General features: G+C 49.1%; 16 protein-coding genes and 1 pseudogene. 10 read left to right on the forward strand and 7 right to left on the reverse strand.

Annotation, left to right across the window (positions count from 1 at the left end; all coding sequences use genetic code 11):
• Positions 1 to 17 precede the first annotated feature (17 nt).
• The gene (locus GGR95_RS17770) at positions 18 to 1,958 is read right to left on the reverse strand and encodes a TonB-dependent receptor domain-containing protein (protein ID WP_184568220.1); all 1,941 of its coding nucleotides are present in this window, start codon (positions 1,956 to 1,958) and stop codon (positions 18 to 20) included.
• Between the two features lie 376 nt (positions 1,959 to 2,334).
• Between GGR95_RS17770 and GGR95_RS17775 the strand changes: the two genes are divergently transcribed.
• On the forward strand, positions 2,335 to 3,012 hold the full coding sequence (locus tag GGR95_RS17775; RefSeq protein WP_184568221.1) for an NYN domain-containing protein: 678 nt from the start codon (positions 2,335 to 2,337) through the stop codon (positions 3,010 to 3,012).
• A gap of 186 nt (positions 3,013 to 3,198) precedes the next feature.
• Here the strand turns inward: GGR95_RS17775 and GGR95_RS17780 are convergent, their stop codons facing one another.
• The 3 genes from GGR95_RS17780 to GGR95_RS17790 form a co-directional block, all read right to left on the reverse strand.
• A complete protein-coding gene (locus GGR95_RS17780) occupies positions 3,199 to 3,540 on the reverse strand; it encodes a c-type cytochrome (protein WP_184568222.1) in 342 nt (113 codons plus the stop codon).
• Positions 3,541 to 4,342: 802 nt separating this feature from the next.
• Positions 4,343 to 5,338: a Hint domain-containing protein gene (locus GGR95_RS17785; protein WP_184568223.1), complete on the reverse strand. Its 996-nt coding sequence runs from the start codon at positions 5,336 to 5,338 to the stop codon at positions 4,343 to 4,345.
• A 453-nt stretch (positions 5,339 to 5,791) separates the two neighbouring features.
• Positions 5,792 to 7,516, reverse strand: coding sequence for a site-specific integrase (locus GGR95_RS17790; RefSeq protein ID WP_184568224.1), 1,725 nt, complete (start codon positions 7,514 to 7,516; stop codon positions 5,792 to 5,794).
• A 667-nt stretch (positions 7,517 to 8,183) separates the two neighbouring features.
• Between GGR95_RS17790 and yghU the strand changes: the two genes are divergently transcribed.
• From yghU to GGR95_RS17805, 3 genes are all read left to right on the forward strand, one after another.
• The gene (gene yghU, locus GGR95_RS17795; RefSeq protein WP_184568225.1) at positions 8,184 to 9,047 is read left to right on the forward strand and encodes a glutathione-dependent disulfide-bond oxidoreductase; all 864 of its coding nucleotides are present in this window, start codon (positions 8,184 to 8,186) and stop codon (positions 9,045 to 9,047) included.
• 34 nt (positions 9,048 to 9,081) lie between these two features.
• On the forward strand, positions 9,082 to 9,759 hold the full coding sequence (locus tag GGR95_RS17800; RefSeq protein ID WP_184568226.1) for a glutathione S-transferase family protein: 678 nt from the start codon (positions 9,082 to 9,084) through the stop codon (positions 9,757 to 9,759).
• Between the two features lie 72 nt (positions 9,760 to 9,831).
• Entirely contained in the window at positions 9,832 to 9,972 is a 141-nt protein-coding gene (locus GGR95_RS17805) for a hypothetical protein (RefSeq protein ID WP_184568227.1), read from the forward strand.
• A 217-nt stretch (positions 9,973 to 10,189) separates the two neighbouring features.
• On the opposite strand, the gene GGR95_RS17810 is transcribed toward GGR95_RS17805, so the two are convergent.
• Positions 10,190 to 10,348 carry a hypothetical protein gene (locus GGR95_RS17810; protein WP_184568228.1) on the reverse strand — a complete coding sequence of 53 codons (159 nt, stop codon included), beginning with the start codon at positions 10,346 to 10,348 and terminating at the stop codon, positions 10,190 to 10,192.
• Positions 10,349 to 10,799: 451 nt separating this feature from the next.
• On the opposite strand from GGR95_RS17810, the gene trpS reads away from it, so the two are divergent.
• Together trpS and GGR95_RS17820 are read left to right on the forward strand one after the other, a co-directional pair.
• Positions 10,800 to 11,801: a tryptophan--tRNA ligase gene (gene trpS / locus GGR95_RS17815; protein WP_184568229.1), complete on the forward strand. Its 1,002-nt coding sequence runs from the start codon at positions 10,800 to 10,802 to the stop codon at positions 11,799 to 11,801.
• Between the two features lie 834 nt (positions 11,802 to 12,635).
• Positions 12,636 to 13,187, forward strand: coding sequence for a 2OG-Fe(II) oxygenase (locus GGR95_RS17820; RefSeq protein WP_184568230.1), 552 nt, complete (start codon positions 12,636 to 12,638; stop codon positions 13,185 to 13,187).
• 136 nt (positions 13,188 to 13,323) lie between these two features.
• On the opposite strand, the gene GGR95_RS17825 is transcribed toward GGR95_RS17820, so the two are convergent.
• Entirely contained in the window at positions 13,324 to 14,019 is a 696-nt protein-coding gene (locus GGR95_RS17825) for a YoaK family protein (RefSeq protein WP_184568231.1), read from the reverse strand.
• Between the two features lie 610 nt (positions 14,020 to 14,629).
• Here GGR95_RS17825 and GGR95_RS17830 point away from each other — a divergent pair.
• The 4 genes from GGR95_RS17830 to GGR95_RS17845 all read left to right on the forward strand — a co-directional run bounded on the left by GGR95_RS17830 (position 14,630) and on the right by GGR95_RS17845 (position 17,803).
• Positions 14,630 to 15,280 carry a DUF3047 domain-containing protein gene (locus GGR95_RS17830; RefSeq protein ID WP_184568232.1) on the forward strand — a complete coding sequence of 217 codons (651 nt, stop codon included), beginning with the start codon at positions 14,630 to 14,632 and terminating at the stop codon, positions 15,278 to 15,280.
• Between the two features lie 145 nt (positions 15,281 to 15,425).
• Positions 15,426 to 15,905: a tryptophan-rich sensory protein gene (locus GGR95_RS17835; RefSeq protein WP_184568233.1), complete on the forward strand. Its 480-nt coding sequence runs from the start codon at positions 15,426 to 15,428 to the stop codon at positions 15,903 to 15,905.
• A 70-nt stretch (positions 15,906 to 15,975) separates the two neighbouring features.
• Complete coding sequence (locus GGR95_RS17840) at positions 15,976 to 16,638, forward strand: SDR family NAD(P)-dependent oxidoreductase (protein WP_184568234.1); 663 nt, start codon at positions 15,976 to 15,978, stop codon at positions 16,636 to 16,638.
• Between the two features lie 157 nt (positions 16,639 to 16,795).
• On the forward strand, positions 16,796 to 17,803 hold the full coding sequence (locus GGR95_RS17845) for a glycoside hydrolase family 113 (protein WP_184568235.1): 1,008 nt from the start codon (positions 16,796 to 16,798) through the stop codon (positions 17,801 to 17,803).
• A gap of 56 nt (positions 17,804 to 17,859) precedes the next feature.
• Here the strand turns inward: GGR95_RS17845 and GGR95_RS17850 are convergent.
• Positions 17,860 to 18,288, reverse strand: a pseudogene (locus tag GGR95_RS17850) (IS66 family transposase); the annotation flags it as partial.
• Between the last annotated feature and the right edge of the window lie 348 nt (positions 18,289 to 18,636).

Raw genomic sequence — 18,636 nt, forward strand, 5'->3', positions numbered from 1 at the left:
GGCGATACCAGAGTTGTTTAGAACTTGATCGAAGCGGTCATGCTGATGGTGCGGCCTGGCTCATAGAGCGGCACCACGTTTGACAGACCCAGACCATCCGAGCTGCGGCTGGCATAGCTGGCATCGAAGAGGTTGTTCACATCCATGCGCACAGTCAGGTTTTCCATCCGCTGTGGCTTATACTCGGCATAGAGGTTAACGACCTCGTAACCGTCCAGAGTGGTTTCGGTATCGTCGTTCTTGAGGGCAACCTGTGCTGTCCCGCCAATCCGCCATTCCGGTGTCACGTCATAGCCCGCTTCTAGACCAAAGATATGACCAACGGGGCGTCCAAGGTAATAGGCAGTCGTTGCTGTTGTCGCGTCATTGGTTTTTACATCCGCATAGGTATAGTTCAGGGTCGCGAACCCGTTTGCAGCTGTATAAGTGACCGAGCCGTCGAACCCGCGTGATGTCAGATCATCTGTATGACCACGCGCGCCGCCTGACGGCAGAACCGCGTTGATGTCTTTGATTTCAGTATCAAACAGGGCGCCTTTGGCCGACCATGGGCCGTTCTCATACCGTAAACCCAGGCGCACAGCATTGGCGCGTGATGTTGCAAAGCCATCATAGGCCCAAGCCGTACCGTAGTTAACCAAAGCGGCCTCACCTAACTCATAGCCGCCCCAACTGGATGCAGCGCCTGCATTGAGAGTCCATTGGTTGTTGAGCACGAAGTCAACCGAGCCGTTTACGCTTGCGCCGTTTTCTTTAAGGCTCGACCCATCTGCGGCGTCGAACGACGCCCAGTCATAACGCGCCCCGAATGAGACCGAGATACGATCCGACAGATCCTGTCGTGCCTGCGCAAATACGCCAATGTTGCTGAGATCTTCGCGTCCGTTTGAAATGCGAGAGCTGCCGGAATTATCAAAGCCTTCCGCGCTTTCATCAAAGAAGTCGAGGCCGACACTAACGCTACCGTTGCGCAGGGTGAACTCATTACGGATCACACCGCTGAGGCTTTTGTTGATACCGTAAAGTGCGCCCACATCCATCGCCTGTTCATTATAGCTCAACTGGGCATAGGGGGCGAATGTGCCGGTGGGGTTTTCGTCTTGAAAAGTCAGAGTATAGGATTTGCGTTGCGACAGGGCGCGGTAGAGCACGGTATCGCGCCCGATGACAGCGGCGAAATCGGGGCGGATAAAGCCGCTTTGTGACGCGCGTAGACCACTATCTGTTGTTTCCGATGCGGAAAAGCTGAGGCGTTTGCCTGATTGTGTCGTGTAGGCAAATTTGGCGATGTAATCGGTGAGGTCAGCCTCGGTTCCGGTAATCGTGTTGCCACTGCCATCTTTGTAATCGTCACCCGTGGCGCGTGTGCCACTGAGCAGATACTCAAACCCATTGGTCTGACCAAAGACACTCAACGTGTTGCGAAAGCCCTGACCGTTACGGCCGTAAGACAGCGTGTATTGGCCGCCAAATGGATCATCCGCCTCAAGCAGATCGCGGGCGTCTTTGGTGGTGTAAGCGATGGAGCCTGCCAGCGCGTTTGGACCTTGATCCGCTGGCGCGAGACCCGCGCTTACTTCGACAGATTTTAGCAAGGCGGGGTCCAGAAGCACGTTGCCCGTGTGGTGAAACGCGGATTTGTTCTGGCGTGCGCCGTCAATTGTGACCGACAGCAGGCTTTCTTCGATACCGTTTACGTATACTTTTTGTGCAATCGGAGCGCCGCCGCTGGCTGTAATCGCAGATTCACCGGCAAACACATCAGCCACTGTCGTGGGATTACGACTTTCAATCTCGGCGTCACTGATCTGATCATTGCCAAGAACGGCCTGCGCATCTGCGGAATCAATGCGAAGTGTCCCAAGGTCGAATGCGGTATCATCTTGGGCATAAAGAAATGTGGCGGTTGTACACATCAGCCAAGAGAGGGCGATGCGAGCGGCGGTGGTGTGTGTCATACTATTGTCCCTTGCGTAATATTCTAGCTGGCTGGGACTCATGAAACCACTTGCTTGCTTGGTGTGGTAATTGAGTAATTTTGTCGAGAATGTAAAGACTTGCCTTCGAAAGCGATGGGGCTTTCCAGTCCAGTTTAACTGGCTAGGTCACGGCTTGTAGAAGCTTTTGATATATTGATGGTGGTGACCAAAGCTAATTGTGTGAATCTGATGAGCGCTTTTTCTACAAGGGTCATCAGGCGCTCAACTGGGGGTGGTGGCGCAGCTTTTGACGGCCAGCGATCAATCAATGCTTCGCACTCAAAGTTGAAGTTGACAAATTTTAATCACATTTGACCGCTAGGCTCTGAAATTGAATTCAGTTTGGAGATTGTCTGTGAAACAACATGTAGCGGTGCTTGTAGATGGAGATAACATCAGCGGGAAACACGCTGCACAAATTCTCTCGATAGCCGCTGAACGCGGTGACACTTCTATCTGTCGTGTTTATACAGATGCGCAACGCCCATCTGATTGGCATGGGGCTATCGGTTACAGGATGTTTCATGCCGGAACAGGGAAAAATGCAGCGGACATTCTGTTGGCCTTGGACGCTATGGAGTTGGCGATAGTTAAAAACGTCAGTTGCTTTGTCATCGCGAGCTCTGACGGAGATTTTACGCACCTTGCAGCCAGACTACGTGAATACGGTGCAATGGTCATAGGTGTTGGAGAAGCAAAAGCTACTAGGGCTTTTCGTGGTTGCTGCAACGAGTTTATGGAACTCGGCATCAGCAAGCCAATGCATCTTGTGCCGAAACGTTCTGAAGCTATTGCGATGCTTGACCAAAAAATACGAGAGATGATCTCAGTACATAGCAAGAAAGGCGCTGGTATGCGTATGGCTGAGCTGGCTTCGAAAATGGGCAGTGAACATGGGGTGAAAATTGGAACATACCCTGAGAAGAACTGGCGTTCATATCTTTTGGCCCGGCCATCGCTCTATGACGTGGGGCCACGTGGCCCCGAGGCTATGGTTCGTTTCCGTCAAGAAGGCTTTGCAGAGGCGGCGTGATGTATCCATCTTATATATAGTGATTGAGAGCTTGAGTTATCGTATCGCCATTTTTTAAAGTCGAAAATTACCAAATATCTACACCCGTTTTGGCTGGGCGACGGGCAGGGCCAACTTACTGCTACCCAAGTGACGGGCCATCGCCACTTAACTTGTTGCTGGCGGGCTTTGGGAGGTTGGCTACTTCTATTGAATTTGAATACCTTCAAGATAGGCCAATAGCCCCGCCAGTATGCGCGGTGTGGGTGTCATAACACCGTCAAATTCCACTGGAACCAAATCCTCTGCCATTGCTCCGCCAAATTGTGGCATCACCCGTGCGAGGTGCGCCTGTTCAGGGTCACCGTAGATATAGCTCAGCGCACGCGCCTTGGGAAAGGTTCCGCCATTGCGGCGGCTGAGCGTTGTCAGATTTGACGGTACAGTCTGCAAATCTGCAGCAAGGGGGCCATTGCCTTGTCCGGTCCCTCCATGACAAGAAGCGCAGTAACTCGCGAAAAACGCTGCTCCATCAGTATGATCGGGCATTGAAGGCTCTTCAGTGCAGGCTCCCAGACCAAATGCGATAAAGCTTAAACTCAAGATTTTTTGTATTGAAATATTCACGCGATTCTCCCGTTTTCTCTACTTTAAGGCGAATATTTCGCAGATACAGTGATCTATATCAAAGTATTTACATAGTCTTGGGTGTTGATGCTCTTGGCTGTGCGACGGGTAGGGCAGGGGAAAACTTGCTGCTACCCAAGTAGACGGGCCATCGCCAGTCAACTCATTGCTGGCCGACTTTAAGCGGTCAATAATAGCGCGGAATGATTTCGACACACTGATGCGTAAATCGTGGCGGCGCTGGTTTTTTTACTTTGAGCGATGAGCGTGTTTTACGCGAATGGAAATGGCTTTTGATTTCTCTTGGTCGGACATGATCTGGTACCTTTGGCTGAGGTGCCCCATGATCCGCCAAGTCCGTGAAAGTACAAAATCAGTTTCTTTGATTTATAACCTAGTAGCAGTAACCACCTCCAAGGGGCGTTTACTGCTTTCCGGCAAAGGGGCGCGCTTCCCTCTTTTGTAACCCCAAGCCAAGGGCGCTTCGCCCCTTTGGAAACCCAGAAAATAGCCCCGCGCTATACCACCAAAACGATGTGAGGCATTTGGCCCAAGGCGCATTATCCAAACCCAACCTTGCTGAATTGTACCACGAAAACAACCTTCGAGCCCAGTTGAACAAAGTGATTGGATGCCACGGTCCAATTTTGTTGTCATCCGACAAGGTCGGCGCATTCATTATTCAAAGCCGATGCAGTCTTGACCAACACGCGACCGGGGACATTTATCGGAAAATCGCGTGTGCCTCGTGTGCTTTAATCGACGTTCGCGCGTCCAAACCAAAGCTTGTCGATGAAAGTGCCAACGCTGGAAACAAAGAGAGTATCTCGATGCGCTGATCTTCATTGAGAGCATGAATGGATTGTGTCCCAGGATAGAAACTCTCTGACGGAATGCCTGCGCCATAGACAATTTCGTGTTGATCAAACAGCATGTGAAAATACTCTACTGATCCGCCTTCCTCGGTATATATACCTTTGTTCATCGTTAGGTGTTTCGCCGCGATCAAAGCCTGTGAAACCCCTATGTTCAACTCCACCTTCCAACCTTCGATAAGCATTCTATGTTGCGGTGAAACGCGTAACTCGACCTTGTTGCCCATCGCACCAGCGGAGATGACGACGGGAGCAAAATTATTGTCTGCATTCACTATTGTTGATCCGACCCACCTGATGGGCTGCAGACCCGAGTCTTTCGTCACAATTAGATCGCCTTCTTTTAACTCTTCAATGGGCCGATCACCTGTATCCGTCAAAATATGCGTTCCGCGTACAAAACAGGGAACGAGATCCACGTACGGTTCGATTACATTGGCCGACGAAATATCGACGTTGGAAATCGTAAAGCTATCGCCGGGGTTGATAAGAACGGTAGACGCATATCCAGCAAATCCTGTTCCATATCCATCATCACCAACGGTAACAAAAAGTAAAGTTCCGGTCTCGCCTGTCGTGTTGTTAACGACTGTAGCTTCGGCCGCGTTGTAAATCGGGTCACCCACCACCCCAACGGTTGCTCCGTTGACAATCAAATCAGTTGTAAGAAGTTGGTCAGATCCCGTTTCGTCGGGAGCGCCGAAATCCTCTGAACCGTCATGGAAGAAGTCATCGTCGTCACTGAATTCCGCAATGTCTGGCGTGCCTGCCATCGTGAACGTTCCGGAAAATACATAGCCTGTAGTTCCGAAGTCGGCAGGTGACCATATGGCTACTCTGGGCATTTTTTGTTCTCCTAGGCAGAGTTGAAGCAAAGCCTGGAAATCACCTTTGATCAGTAAGCTTCGTGCGCCAACGGGCATTCGTTTATCGGAGGTTCACTAGAAAGTGGCCTCTTCATTGTTTTATGCACTGGCAAAATAGGCTCGCTTTTGAACATGCAAGAAGCGACTTATCTGAACTCTTAACAAGAAGTGACTTACCTTAAACAGGCGGATTTAGGCATAATTGTGGCTATTGGTTAGACTTTGGTGAAAAGTGCAGATTAATATAACCATTGATTTACAACGGCTTGTGTGAACAGGGTTTTGTAAATTTAAGAATTTGCAAAAAACATCTTACGGCTCGGGCGTAAGGGAAGGCGGTGTTTTTAGTAGCGGTTCTGCAAATGGATCGATCAGCAGTGATGTCCCTTGCAGCAGGTTTTGAGGTATTTCGTGGAGACGTCCGTTTTCCGCTTAAGATGTGGCGTCAAAATATCTCTGCAAAGGAAGCCATGTGACTTTCAACAGTAGTTCAATGGCCTCAGCCATAGCCTCAGGCGGCGATGATTTTCTGTAATCTTTGTCGTGGATATCCTTTCCCTCATGTCCGATAATGTCACGCACAACCTTGTCATCCACGCCAGTATGATCAAGTTGATTCTGGACGTAATGCCGAAGGCTATGAAAGGAGAGCTTTGCTCCGTCCGCCCCAAGTTGCTGATCAATGATTTGGCGCATGCGGCGGCCAACTTTACGGCCAAACGCGTCATTCCCAGCTTCATAGAGGTCGGGGAAGAGGCTGTTTTGGTTGTTGTTTCTTGCTTGTTCAATATGGTCCAACAAACCAAGGTCAACCAAGTGGGAGTGAATGGGGATCAATCTGCGTGATGACAGATTTTTGATGCGGCGCAGCTCGGAATCCTCGATTGAGAGGCACGTAACGCCATCAATCTCAACGATGTCAGTCGGCGCGAGGCCTGCGATTTCCTCGCGGCGAGCGCCAGTATATGCGCCGATGAGAGGACACCAATAAATGCCGTTTTTGAAAATCTGCTGTCCGGATTTTGTCTGGCGACGTTCAGAATGTGAGCCGGTCCAGACCGGGTTTTTAAAGACCTCACGCAGTTGCTCTACAGAAAAGGCTCCGCGCTTGTCACGGGCACGGACGGTTTCTTTACGGCGCAGCTTTGTTGGCTTGAGATTGGGATCAACTGGTAAACCCTCATCCCGTGCCCAATCCGCGATTTGGTTGAGGTGATCAAGGTGACGGTTGATGGTTCCGACTGACAACCCGACCTTATCGAGAGGAAGCGCAGCGGCCTTGGCCATAACCTCATCGCGTGTTGATGCCTGATCCGTTGGGCTTTTGCCCCAACTTTTCGGCAACCTTGCAAGGTCGGCACGGAACGCCTTAACATCGGGTTGGCGAACTTGAGTAATGTCATCATGTCCGGTTAACATTGTGAACAGCGCCACAAAGCTTTGATATTGACGCAATGTCTTTTCCTCGATGCCTTCAGTGCGTTTGATCGCATTCATACGCTCTACGACGGCTCGTAAGGTGGAAAGCGGCAGGGCAGGGTCGGTCGGGGCGCTTGGAGGTGCCTTGGCCTTCAGGTCGCGTGTTGGCGTGTCTCCAGCCCATGCTTTTGCTTTTCCGGACACATACAGATCCATGACCTGAGCGTATTCCAGTGCGGACAGGTGGTTTTGCCCCGTGTGCTCTTGAAAAGCGCGCCTGAGCGCCAGCTTGCGGGGCTCGCTGGCCAAGTCCTTACGGATCAAGTCAATATTACCATGCACGAGATCGGATGCCTCTGCTGAGACAGAGTGATTAAGGCCATGCGTCGCGATGCGCCCCCATGCTTCCGCCATTGCGGCATCGTGGCGGGCATCGTCCTCTGGATCGAGGTTGTCAACGCGCGAGAGCATACCGAGGCGGGCGATCTTTGTCCGTTCTTTACGGATCACCTCGGCCAGAAACGCCCGACCGTGTTCCGGCGTAATGCGGCTTCCAATAATTTGCTCCATGATCACATCACTCTCTGCACTGACCTTTCGAGCCAAGATATGCGCTTGATGGCGGTCTGTCGTCCCCAAGGAGAGCTTGATATCGATGATTTCTGTGGAAAAACGGCGTGTTTTCCGTCGCCATTGGTACACATCGCCGCGTTTTGACAGGTGAGGTTGTGTATGCATCTTTCATTCCGTTCATTGAAAACGGATGGAACGCAAATGGCTGAGGTGGTGGAACACTGCGGTGCCGCAGTTAAAGACCATTCCCCTCATAAGGTCTTACATAACAAGTGCTTATGAGGGAAATGGCTCCGACGGTAGGGGCCAGTCTGACACGCTTAACGTATAGATATCAAAGGGAAATTCACCCTGACTCTCGTTCGATCACACCAAGACTCCGCGATGTGTACCCAATCGTGCCACTTGTCGTGTATTTCGGCAACCTTAATCTTGAGGCACTTTGAAAACCCTTTCAGGGTCGTAGTACAGGCCAGTATTGGCTGGAAGTATTAGTGCATTGCACACTGGTGCAAAATTGGTCTCTTTGAGCACGACACATTTGATCACGGCCGAGGTGTTGGGTGCACCATCAGCCAAGATGTTCTTGTAGCTTCAAGTTTAGGATGACTTTGCTGAATGCGAAATTTCGCCCAAGTCGTCTGTCGGAGTTTGCAGCCACCGAAACTTCGAGAACTGGTAGTCTAGTCTACTTCACATGTTTGTGAGGGGTGCAGATTGGGCGCTTGGCCCAGTGAGCTGTGGGTGTTAGTAATTTTATTGAGTGATCACTCAATCGATAGGGTTGAACCAAAGGTCGCCTCGTGCAAAATTTAAAAAAGGAATTTAGGCAATGGCCAATTATACCCCGCCGAAGGTTTGGAAATGGGATTCTGAAAGCGGTGGCGATTGGGCCAGTATTAACCGCCCTATTTCGGGTGCGACCTTTAACGCGGAACTGCCCGTGGGTAAGCACCCGTTACAGCTCTATTCGATGGGTACGCCGAACGGGCAAAAGGTCACCATTATGCTTGAAGAGTTGTTGGCTCTTGGGAAAGACGGTGCGGAATACGACGCGCACCTAATCAGGATTGGTGAAGGCGACCAGTTTTCTTCAGGATTTGTGGCGATAAATCCGAATTCTAAAATTCCGGCTTTGATAGATCGCGACACCGGTGTCCGCGTGTTCGAAAGCGGCTCTATCCTGCTTTACCTTGCAGAGAAATTCGGTGCTTTTTTGCCTACTGATTCCGCTAAACGCATCGAAACAATGAATTGGGTGTTCTGGCTTCAAGGATCAGCGCCGTATCTAGGTGGTGGTTTCGGGCATTTCTATGCCTATGCGCCGGAGAAGTTCGAATATCCCATCGATAGGTTTACCATGGAGGTAAAACGACAGATGGATGTTTTAGACTGGGAGTTGGCGGATCGCCGTTTTCTTGGTGGTGACGAGTATACAATCGCGGATATGCTGACATGGCCCTGGTATGGCAATCTCGTTCTGGGCGAGAGCTATGATGCGGGTGAATTTCTGGATGTTGCAAGCTACACAAACCTTCTCCGCTGGGCAGAGGATATACTTGCGCGCCCTGCGGTTCAGCGTGGACGCATTGTGAACCGGACACGCGGCCCGCTGAACGAACAGCTTCACGAACGCCATGACGCATCAGACTTCGACACCAATACCCAAGACAAGATTGCCTCAGTCAATAACTGATCCCTCGTTTAGCTCCAATAATCAGGACTTTTAAATGCTAAAATTCTACTATCACCCAACGCCTAACCCGCTCAAAATCGCTTTGTTTCTGGCCGAGACTGGGCTTCCGTTCGAACTGGTGCCCGTGGATACTGCCGAAGGTGAACAACACACGACCGAATTTCGCTCGATCAACCCGAATGGCAAAGTGCCCGCGATTGATGACGACGGCACGGTTGTCTTCGACAGCACGGCTATCCTGATCTATCTTTCAGATAAAACAGGAAAGCTGGGGAGCGCACCAAAAAATCGTGGAGAATTACTGTCTTGGTTGCTATTCATTGCGTCCGGCCTCGGCCCGTTTTCCGGTCAAAGCGTTCACTTCCATCATTCTGCCCCAGAAGTTCTCCCTTATGCGAAGAACCGGTTCATGCGGGAAACTGAGCGTCACTACCAGGTGTTGAACGCACACTTGAAGGGCCGCGAATTCATTGTGGGAGATAGCTATTCTATCGCTGATATTTCTGCATGGGGTTGGGCGATCCGTGGTGGGCGCGTATTGGGCGGTGAAGGCCTTGCACAATTCCCAGAGGTCTACCGTTGGTTCAAGGCAATCAATGCCCGCCCCGCGGTAAAGCAGGCAGAGGAAATCGGGAAAAGTGAAACGTTCAAGGTTCCCGGAGACGAAGCCTCTCTCCGCGCGCTTTTCCCAAGCAACTACGTTGAATCATGACTCTTTACCAACAGCCAAGACTTTTGATCGTACATTTGTCTTCGCACGGGGCTTGTTTCACAAATCGCCTGAATGGATTCACTGTATGAATTCAGTGTGATATCTGGGGTGAACGAGCAGTTGGACATCAGCGAGGCACATCTGATCGAAAGCGATTTGAGCGATGTCGAATTCACCGTGCTTGGCATCCCGAAAACAGTGGCCGTGGCATAAATCAATCTGGTATAAGGCGTACTCATTCTACAGCCCTATTTGTGTTACAAAACAGACCCTGAACCTAAGTTAATGCCGCGCACAGGATTAAATTTTTCCAGTGCCCGGCATTAATAGCCTATTTTATGTTCGATAACATTTAGTTAAACAAAAAATTTTCCATACTTCATCATACTATAGACTGATCTGTATCTGTATAGAAGCATATGCATAAATTCTATTTGTCGGTTTCCTCTTTGCCATCGTCACTCTCGGCATGATCTTGATCACCATTTTTGCCAGGGCTGTTTTTTAGATCGTGATGCATTTCGGCACCTTCAAAGCCAATGACGGTTTCCTTGCTTGGATCTATGTTTACCTTTTTCTTATCGGTCATTCTTAACTCCTTTCATTTCTCCATGGGTCGCTTATAACAACACAGTCGCTGTGGTGTATGTTTGTTGCGCCCAAACGGTTCATGATTGATCAACATTTGAAAAGCTATTTTGTTCCTGCAACGGTCGGATTCGATGCTCAATCGAGATCAGCATCTACTTGACTAATCCCGAAGGCCGATTTCAAAATAGTAAATTGTAAGCTGAGGAGAGTAGGCATATTCTTGAAGTGTGAGGCCTTTTCTTAGATATTTGAGAGTTTGTTGCGTTGACTGATAGTCCATCGGGATATAACAAACCCTCATGAAATTGACCGTGATCACTCAGACAACTTGGTGGCTGACCTCCTAATAGGGCGGCCAGACAATTTCATTGTATTATAGGGACCGCTGCAAGAGCGGTCTTTTTTTGGTCTTTTCGTGCGGTGTGTCCTCAAATTTTGAGGAAAAAACCATGACTAAACCCATAATTCTAACTGGCGACCGAACGACAGGGCCTTTGCATATTGGCCACTATGTTGGTTCTCTTCGCAGCCGATTGGAGTTCCAAGATACCCATGACCAATATCTGCTACTGGCTGATACCCAAGCCCTAACTGATAATGCCGATGATCCAGATAAGGTGCGACGCAATGTTATTGAGGTTGCATTGGACTACCTCGCCGTAGGAATTGATCCGTCCAAAACTACGATCTGCTTGCAGTCCCAGCTACCGGCTTTGGCAGAGCTTTCGATGTTGTATCTCAACTTTGTCACAGTCGCTCGGCTTGAGCGAAATCCGACAATTAAAGATGAAGTCCGCGCGCGCGGCTTCGGACGAGATATCCCGGCAGGTTTTTTGTGTTATCCAGCGGCTCAGGCTGCGGACATTACTGCGTTCAAGGCAACAATTGTGCCTGTGGGTGCTGATCAGGCACCACTTATCGAACAGACAAACGAGATTGTGCGTCGCATCAATGCGACGGCCAGTAAAATCATCCTTACTGAGGCCCAAGCTGTTATCCCAAAAACTGGCCGGTTAATGGGTGTGGATGGTAAAGCCAAGATGTCGAAATCAGGGGGCAATGCAATCGCTCTCTCGTCATCACCTGATGCCATTTCTGCGGCAGTGAAGCGGATGTTTACGGACCCCAATCATCTGAGGGTAGAAGACCCAGGTCAAGTCGAAGGCAATGTCGTTTTTGCATATTTGGATGCATTCGATGAAGATCTTGCAGCTGTTGAACAGCTGAAGGAACACTATCGAAAAGGCGGCTTGGGAGATGGCAAACTTAAAAGGCGTCTTGAAGACATACTTCAGGTTTTGATTGAACCTATCCGAAACCGTCGTGCTGAACTCGCCCGCGATCCCAATTATGTTATCGATGTGATCAGGAAAGGGACTGAAAGGGCGAAAGTTCGGACCGAGGCCACAAAGCGGGAAGTCGTCAGCGGCATCGGACTGTTCCAATTCTAGTTGGATGTATCGGTTGTCCGGTCCGAGGTCTGCTATCCATTTTGGTGTTACGACACAAACTGCTCCTTTGCCGCGCTTTACCCTGAGGTTTTCCCTTCGGGTTTGCAAGATAGATGCCGGAGTTGGTGAAAATCCTCGATTCGGGCATCCTTGCGAAAATCACATGAAATATAGGGCTCAAAATTCAACGGAATTATCCACGTCGCGCAATTTTTTTGTATATCCTCCCTTCTAATTCACGAAAGCACAATGGTATTGTAGCGCCCGATGATGCTAAACGCAGCAAGGCCCCCCAGTGAGGTGAGCCTTGCTGAATGCGGAATTTCGTCTAAGTTGGTAGGCTGAGTGTGTAACTGCCGTAACCTAACTCGTCTCATGTGTGCGATCTAAACAACCCGCTCTTACTTGGCCCTAACGGTAGAGCGCGGAGTTGTTAGGTAATTATAGTATTGATTTAAAGCGATAAAGTGTGAGCTCTGGTTCGGTGTAACAGACCCTTGATGACCTCGAATTTGAAGCACCCCGATCTCAAGGCTTTTCAAACCTTAACCCAGACGGTCATATTTTTTTGAGTGCGGCATTATTGCCCAGCTCTCCGAGTGAAAAATAAAATAAAGCCGCACGTGTGATGTGTGAGGTCGGTAAGTAGGCGGTCAATTGCAATGCCGTTAACCTGATTTTTTTAAACGAACTCACCTGATCTATCTTTCGCACATCCGCGAGTGCTTCATGTTATGACAGATTCTGAGGCCCTTAACTATCGCAGGCAATAGTTAGCTCGCGCGATTATTACCCTCCAATGTAACTTCTGGAACAAATTATAAGGTTGATGGAATGCTTTCATTACATGCAATGCCCGATGGGTTCACCAAGGGAGAATGCGAACTAATTATTGCGTCTATAGCTAATAATCCAACGGATGAAGCTCTGCTTGTCGGACGCAACAAAGATCATAACCTGCGCAAGGCAGAGTTGATCTGGATAGATGACGTGATTGGTATGGAGTGGGTGATGGACCGCCTTATTGAGCTTGTACGCAAATCAAATACAGAACAGTTTGCATTTGATCTGCAAGAGTTTTCCGAAAGTCCGCAGGTGGCAATTTACAAGTCTTCAGATAGTGGTCATTTTACTTGGCATTCCGATATAGGTAGTGGTCCAACTTCCCGTAAGCGAAAACTCACCCTGGTTCTGCAATTAAGCTCTCCGGATGATTACGAAGGCGGGGCTTTGGAAATTATGCCTGGTGCCCAAGTTTTGACAGCAAGTCGGACACAGGGGGCTGTCAGTGTTTTCCCCAGCTTTATGCTTCACCAAGTAACTCCATTAAAAAGCGGCACACGCTATTCAATGACAGTTTGGGCGCACGGTCCGGCTTTTAGGTGAGAAGGTTGGCCGCAGGGCGGGAAGGCGCCAATTCGTCTATCAGGGATGCTTGAGCTTGCTGTTCGAGCAGAAATCTATGTTTCTCTAGGGGAGTTCAAGCTTGAAAGCCGTGCATCGAGGGCCAGAGATGGGGTGCTCAGGGACGATGTGCTCTAAACGCTTCTGGTAAAGCTATGAACAACAAGAAGGTTGCAGCTAAAATAAAAATCCAATTTCCCACGATCTGGAACAGTAGCGCGCCGAAGAAGCCGCCGAAGGTAAAACAAGCGAGGGTCAGGCTGTGGAGCCTTAGTTTTGGCGTAGCCTCTTGTCGCGATGCTTCATCGCCAGTCAATGCCGCCAGTTCAATGCCTATATCAGTCGCCATTCCTGATACATGGGTTGTTCGGACTCTCGCCCGCGAAATCATTGTAGTAACTGCGTTTTGAATGCCCATTACAAAGCTGAGGACAATGACCAGAAATGTCTCGTGTTCTATCGCCGATACCATAGCAAGAGTAGTGCCGACCAGCAAAAGAATAATGGCCTGTGCGGCAATTGCCAAAGCATAGACCGAGTGGAGCTGATGTCGTTCCCCCACTTGAATAGCGAGGGCCGCTATGAACGCACCCCAGATAAATGTAACTACCAGCCCCAAGAAGGAAAACGCAATAGGGACTGCGCCATTCGCAAACTGGTCGGCAAAAGCCGAGATGTTTCCTGTCATGTTCGCCGTGAACGACCCGGCAATAAGAAATCCCACAGCATTCAGCGCGCCAGCAACTGAAGAAAGCAAACCTGCCAGAACCAGATCAATATTTGAGGTGCGGGTATCGCCAACTTTGATGAGCATCATCTGTCCTATTGGTTAGGTTCTTTAGAATGTCATAGTCCCAATATACGCACAACTGTGAGTCAAGATAGTCCAATTGCCGTCGTTTTACGACATCCACAAACCGCCTCGTTTTCTCTGTCCCTAACCGGGTTCAAAATCGAAGTTGTTGTTGTAGGTTTTTGAAACTCTCGTGATAGCGGACATCCCTACATCAAGCAGCATCGGCCTCTATGCGATAGATCAGCCTTTACTGAACAATTCGTCAGGGCTGCCAAGTCGCCGGATTTTTTTTAGGTATCGTGTTTTGTAATGTTGCGCGTAAAGTTATCCTTTCAGAAAGTTTTCATGAATTACTGATATAAAATAGTAAGTGTAGAGAACCCAGATACTTTGGTGATGTTGTGATATGGACGGGGTCTACTAATTCCAAAATCCAAGGATGGCACTTTTTACCCTGTACTTTGCACAGGTGAGAATAGTCAGAGGGGCTACTCCTTGAAGTTAATCAGAACAGAATTTTTATTATTTTTCCGAAATGTGCATGACAATGGCGTTATCGTCCCAATCTTGTCCTGTGCTGCGGCTAATTTCGGACTACCTTAATCTTAGATCCCAAGAGGAATGATCAATGAAATTTTCTACTTTACCGGTACTGACTATGCTTTTTGCCTTACAAACAACAGCTTTATCGGCAGGGCCCGTTAGTTTTGCAGAGGGTTGGCGCGAGCAACGATTATCACTTTTCAGTTCTAATGAGTATAAGTTCGCATCAAACCTTAGTTTGGTTTCTGAGAGCGCTGTTTCTATCGCTTGGACGCGTGTGGCACAGGGCGACTGGAAGAGCACCCGCGCCTCGTGGAATTGGACTGTTGAGCAATCGGTTCCTGCGACGAACCTTGCGCAAAAAGGCGGAGATGACAGGAATATCTCACTTTACTTCGTATTTGTGCCCGAAAACATTGCACCAAAGCTTAGAGACGCCAATATTCGTAGTCTTCTTGGAAATGATGATGTGCGCATCATTCAGTATGCTTGGGGGGGAGGCCACACACGGGGACAGGTCATCCCATCGCCATACGGCCCAGACGGGCAGGGTGTAACGATTGCACTGCGACAAGCTGGCACCGGATCGTATAATGAGAGTGTCGATCTTGCCAAAGATTATGGGCGCGCTTTCGGAGATGAGAACGGAGTGCTGGTCGGGTTGGCTGTTTCAGGTGATAGCGATGACACAAATAGCGTTATTCGCGCGGCTATTGAAAACCTGCACCTGGGGTAGTCAATACATTTAAGCAGGTGTGCCGAAACCTTTTACAGGACGCCGGACTGAATTTCGTGGGCGATGTTTTTTGACATGAATGTGTAGTTTAAATTTGAATCGGAGCGATAATGAAATGTAGTTCTAATAAAAGGAACAGTGTTAGGTGTTAATTGACTTTGCAGATTATGTATCTCTCGCTGTATTTGTGATCGTTGTCGCCGGTGGTGGCATAGGGATTGGGTTTTTCTCCGTTCCAGGCGCGTGGTACGCAGGTCTGAAAAAACCGTTCTTTAATCCGCCAAATTGGATTTTTGCACCTGTATGGACAGTCCTATACCTCTTTATTGCCATCGCAGGGTGGCGAGTATGGCAAATAGACCCTTACGGTTTAGCAATGAAGCTTTGGTTAATTCAGCTTGGTTTGAACTTTTCGTGGTCCCCTTTGTTCTTTCTGGCCCATAGAGTTGCTGCGGCGTTAATAGTCATTTGTGTAATGTTTTTGTCCGTCTTTGGATTCTCCATAGTTGCGTCAAGGATAGACCTGATTTCAGCTGCACTTTTTCTTCCATATGTTGCGTGGGTGGCGTTTGCATCTGCTTTGAACGGATCAATCCTCTATCTCAATACGGATAGATTTAATTAAGCATCTCGCGCTGTGGTCCTAGAATATCAGTCTGAGGAGCGCAGGATACAAAAGGATAGGGAGTAGCCTGATGAAGAGAGCTTTGATTATCGGCGGTTTCGGTGGCATTGGGCAGGCCTTGGTGCAAGAGCTCAAGGGGCAGGGTTGTGATGTAACGACCCTATCCAGAAGCGATGATCAGTTGGACATAACTGACGAGAATAGCATTGTGCAGGCAATGGATCGCGTCATTGGCCCGTTTGATCTTATTGTGGTTGCGACCGGAGCATTGGAAATCGGCTGCAATGGTCCAGAAAAGCAGCTAAGTTCACTTTGCTCAGATGCAATGGCGGCGCAATTTGCGCTCAATTCTATGGGACCAATTTTGATATTGAAACATGCCCTCAAGCATATTTCCAGAACAGATAGGTCTGTTTTTGCAGTCCTTTCCGCACGGGTGGGATCGATTGGCGACAACCGGCTTGGTGGATGGTATTCATATCGCGCATCAAAAGCTGCGTTAAATCAACTCATCCATACAGATTCGATAGAAATAGCACGGAGCCATAGGAACGCAATTTGTGTTATTCTTCATCCCGGAACAGTAGCAACGCGCTTTACTGAAAAATTCCCAAATCACGCTAAAGTATCAGCTGAGGAGGCTGCGTTGAACTTGCTTATGGTCATGGAGGAGCTTTCGCCATCTCAAACAGGAGGGTTCTTTGATTGGAAAGGAAATGAGGTTACTTGGTGACAGTGCTGACCTGAGTCCCACAAGCATTCACATGAAAAGCGGCATAAACGAAAATACAGATGTACTGTAGGTAAGCTTTAAAGTTGGCCTGTACCATTGGGATCAATTCATTTGGCGTCAAATTTGCGTATCAGAGAAACTTGTTGTATTTACTGATATGATTGAACGCCGCACGCTTCTTTTAACCCTTGGATTGACTGCTTTTGCATCTGCAAGTCGATCAATTGCAGGCAATGAGGCAGTGAGTGTGCTGCGTGGTTTTAACCTTATTGAAACTCAAAATGCCCAGTTCGGAAGCAATGCCGCAAAACTGAGTATCGAGCGACTCGCAAGTACTGGAGCAACAGCTGCGACGGTGATCCCGTTTTTGTGGCAGCCGTCCATTTTAGCTGATGACATTATATTAGGAAGTGCGCTGCCCCAGCATCGAATTGTTTTAGGGATTGAGCAGCTTCATGCGGCTGGGCTTGCTGCCATCGTGAAACCTCATGTTTGGGTTCCTCAAAGTTGGGCGGGTGCAATTGAAATCGAAGCTGCGTCAGAGGATGGCTGGTATTCTGCTTATAGTGAGATCTTGCAAAAAATTGCTGTTACGGCAGAGCAAAGCAAAGCCGAAGTGTTGGTGGTCGGCACTGAATTGCGTGGAGTGTCTGGTTCCGACCGATGGGAAAGCATAATTGCCGAGGTGCGCAAGGTTTTTTCCGGTAAAATTACATATGTTGCTCACGGAGCCTCTGAGGCGGAGGAGATTAGTTTCTGGCCTCAGTTAGATGCTGTTGCTGTTTCGCTTTATCCCATTTTGGGGGCGGCTGATGATTCTAAAAAGTGGGATATCGCCATAACTGATGAATTGGACAGGGTTCAGGCCGTAGCTCAAAAATACGAAAAGCCTGTCTGGGTCGCCGAAATTGGGATCCGCTCGGCGGAAGGCGCAACCGAGCGTCCTTGGGAAAGCGCTGAGGAACGCGTTTCCAAGAGTGATATGGCACTTCAGGCTGAAGTTTTAAAGCATTGGCTCATAGCTCTTGAGGCGCGCCAAATTCAAGATGTATGGATTTGGCGTTGGTTTACTGATCCAGACGGCGGAGGCGAAGAAGATACTGATTTTACAGTTCAAAACAAAGATGCGGAAGATGTCGTAGCTATATTTTGGAATAGAATCTGACCTTTCCAATTCGTTGTTAGAAAGAAAAAACGTAACCGCACCATTGATACCGCAGCTTATGCAGCTTTACTGTTCTCGGCATCCGCTGGTGCCCAGTTCCAAGGCAGCAACTCGTCCAGCCGGTTGATTTTGTGATCGTGGATGCGGTCTAGGACATCGGCAAGGTAGGACTGCGGATCAAGGTCGTTCAGCTTGGCGGTTTCGATGATGGTCATGGCGCGTGAGAGAGTTTCTGCGCCTGTGTATGCCCCTGCAAAGAGCCAGTTTTTCCGTCCTACTCCAATCGGGCGCAGGGCGCGCTCGGTGGGATTGTTGTCTATTGCTACACGCCCATCGGTCAGGAACAGGCTGAAGGCGTCTCGAAGGCTCAGACCAAAGCGGAACGCTTTAGCCAAATCACTCTTGCCCGGAATGCCCAGGAGTTGCTGTTCTGACCAGACGAAGAAGGCTGTGACCTTAGGCTGGCTCAGCTTTTGGCGCGCGGCATAACACCGTCTCAATCCAAAGATAACGTAGGTATCGAAGCTACTGTCCAAGGGCAGGTGGCGCAAGTTTCAACGATACAAAGCGGCACAACATTTATTAATTTTGGTGGCAGTCACCCAAACCATGTTTTTTATGGCATAATTTTTGGCCGCGACGCATCGATGTTTCCCAACTTGTCTCCGCTAAGGGGACAAATGGTTTCAATCACCGGAATGATCAGATTACATAAAGGTAAGCCTCAAATCACAATATCATTGTAAGCGGTGCGTCGATCCCACCTATTTGACGTAATTCCACGGTAGCAGATCGTTGATCTGGCTTTGTTTGTGGCCTGCAACGATGGCTGT

It is taken from the genome of Sulfitobacter undariae, assembly GCF_014196805.1.
In the GTDB taxonomy this organism is placed as follows: domain Bacteria; phylum Pseudomonadota; class Alphaproteobacteria; order Rhodobacterales; family Rhodobacteraceae; genus Sulfitobacter; species Sulfitobacter undariae.

Excerpts from the sequence above, each read along its gene's own strand:
- GGR95_RS17770 (WP_184568220.1), bottom strand. The coding sequence starts at position 1,958 with ATGACACACACCACCGCCGCTCGCATCGCCCTCTCTTGGCTGATGTGT.
- GGR95_RS17780 (WP_184568222.1), bottom strand. The coding sequence starts at position 3,540 with ATGCCCGATCATACTGATGGAGCAGCGTTTTTCGCGAGTTACTGCGCT.
- GGR95_RS17805 (WP_184568227.1), top strand. The coding sequence starts at position 9,832 with ATGGATTCACTGTATGAATTCAGTGTGATATCTGGGGTGAACGAGCAG.
- GGR95_RS17825 (WP_184568231.1), bottom strand. The coding sequence starts at position 14,019 with ATGCTCATCAAAGTTGGCGATACCCGCACCTCAAATATTGATCTGGTT.
- GGR95_RS17840 (WP_184568234.1), top strand. The coding sequence starts at position 15,976 with ATGAAGAGAGCTTTGATTATCGGCGGTTTCGGTGGCATTGGGCAGGCC.
- GGR95_RS17820 (WP_184568230.1), top strand. The coding sequence starts at position 12,636 with ATGCTTTCATTACATGCAATGCCCGATGGGTTCACCAAGGGAGAATGC.
- GGR95_RS17810 (WP_184568228.1), bottom strand. The coding sequence starts at position 10,348 with ATGACCGATAAGAAAAAGGTAAACATAGATCCAAGCAAGGAAACCGTC.
- GGR95_RS17785 (WP_184568223.1), bottom strand. The coding sequence starts at position 5,338 with ATGCCCAGAGTAGCCATATGGTCACCTGCCGACTTCGGAACTACAGGC.
- GGR95_RS17790 (WP_184568224.1), bottom strand. The coding sequence starts at position 7,516 with ATGCATACACAACCTCACCTGTCAAAACGCGGCGATGTGTACCAATGG.
- yghU (WP_184568225.1), top strand. The coding sequence starts at position 8,184 with ATGGCCAATTATACCCCGCCGAAGGTTTGGAAATGGGATTCTGAAAGC.
- GGR95_RS17845 (WP_184568235.1), top strand. The coding sequence starts at position 16,796 with ATGATTGAACGCCGCACGCTTCTTTTAACCCTTGGATTGACTGCTTTT.
- GGR95_RS17800 (WP_184568226.1), top strand. The coding sequence starts at position 9,082 with ATGCTAAAATTCTACTATCACCCAACGCCTAACCCGCTCAAAATCGCT.
- trpS (WP_184568229.1), top strand. The coding sequence starts at position 10,800 with ATGACTAAACCCATAATTCTAACTGGCGACCGAACGACAGGGCCTTTG.
- GGR95_RS17830 (WP_184568232.1), top strand. The coding sequence starts at position 14,630 with ATGAAATTTTCTACTTTACCGGTACTGACTATGCTTTTTGCCTTACAA.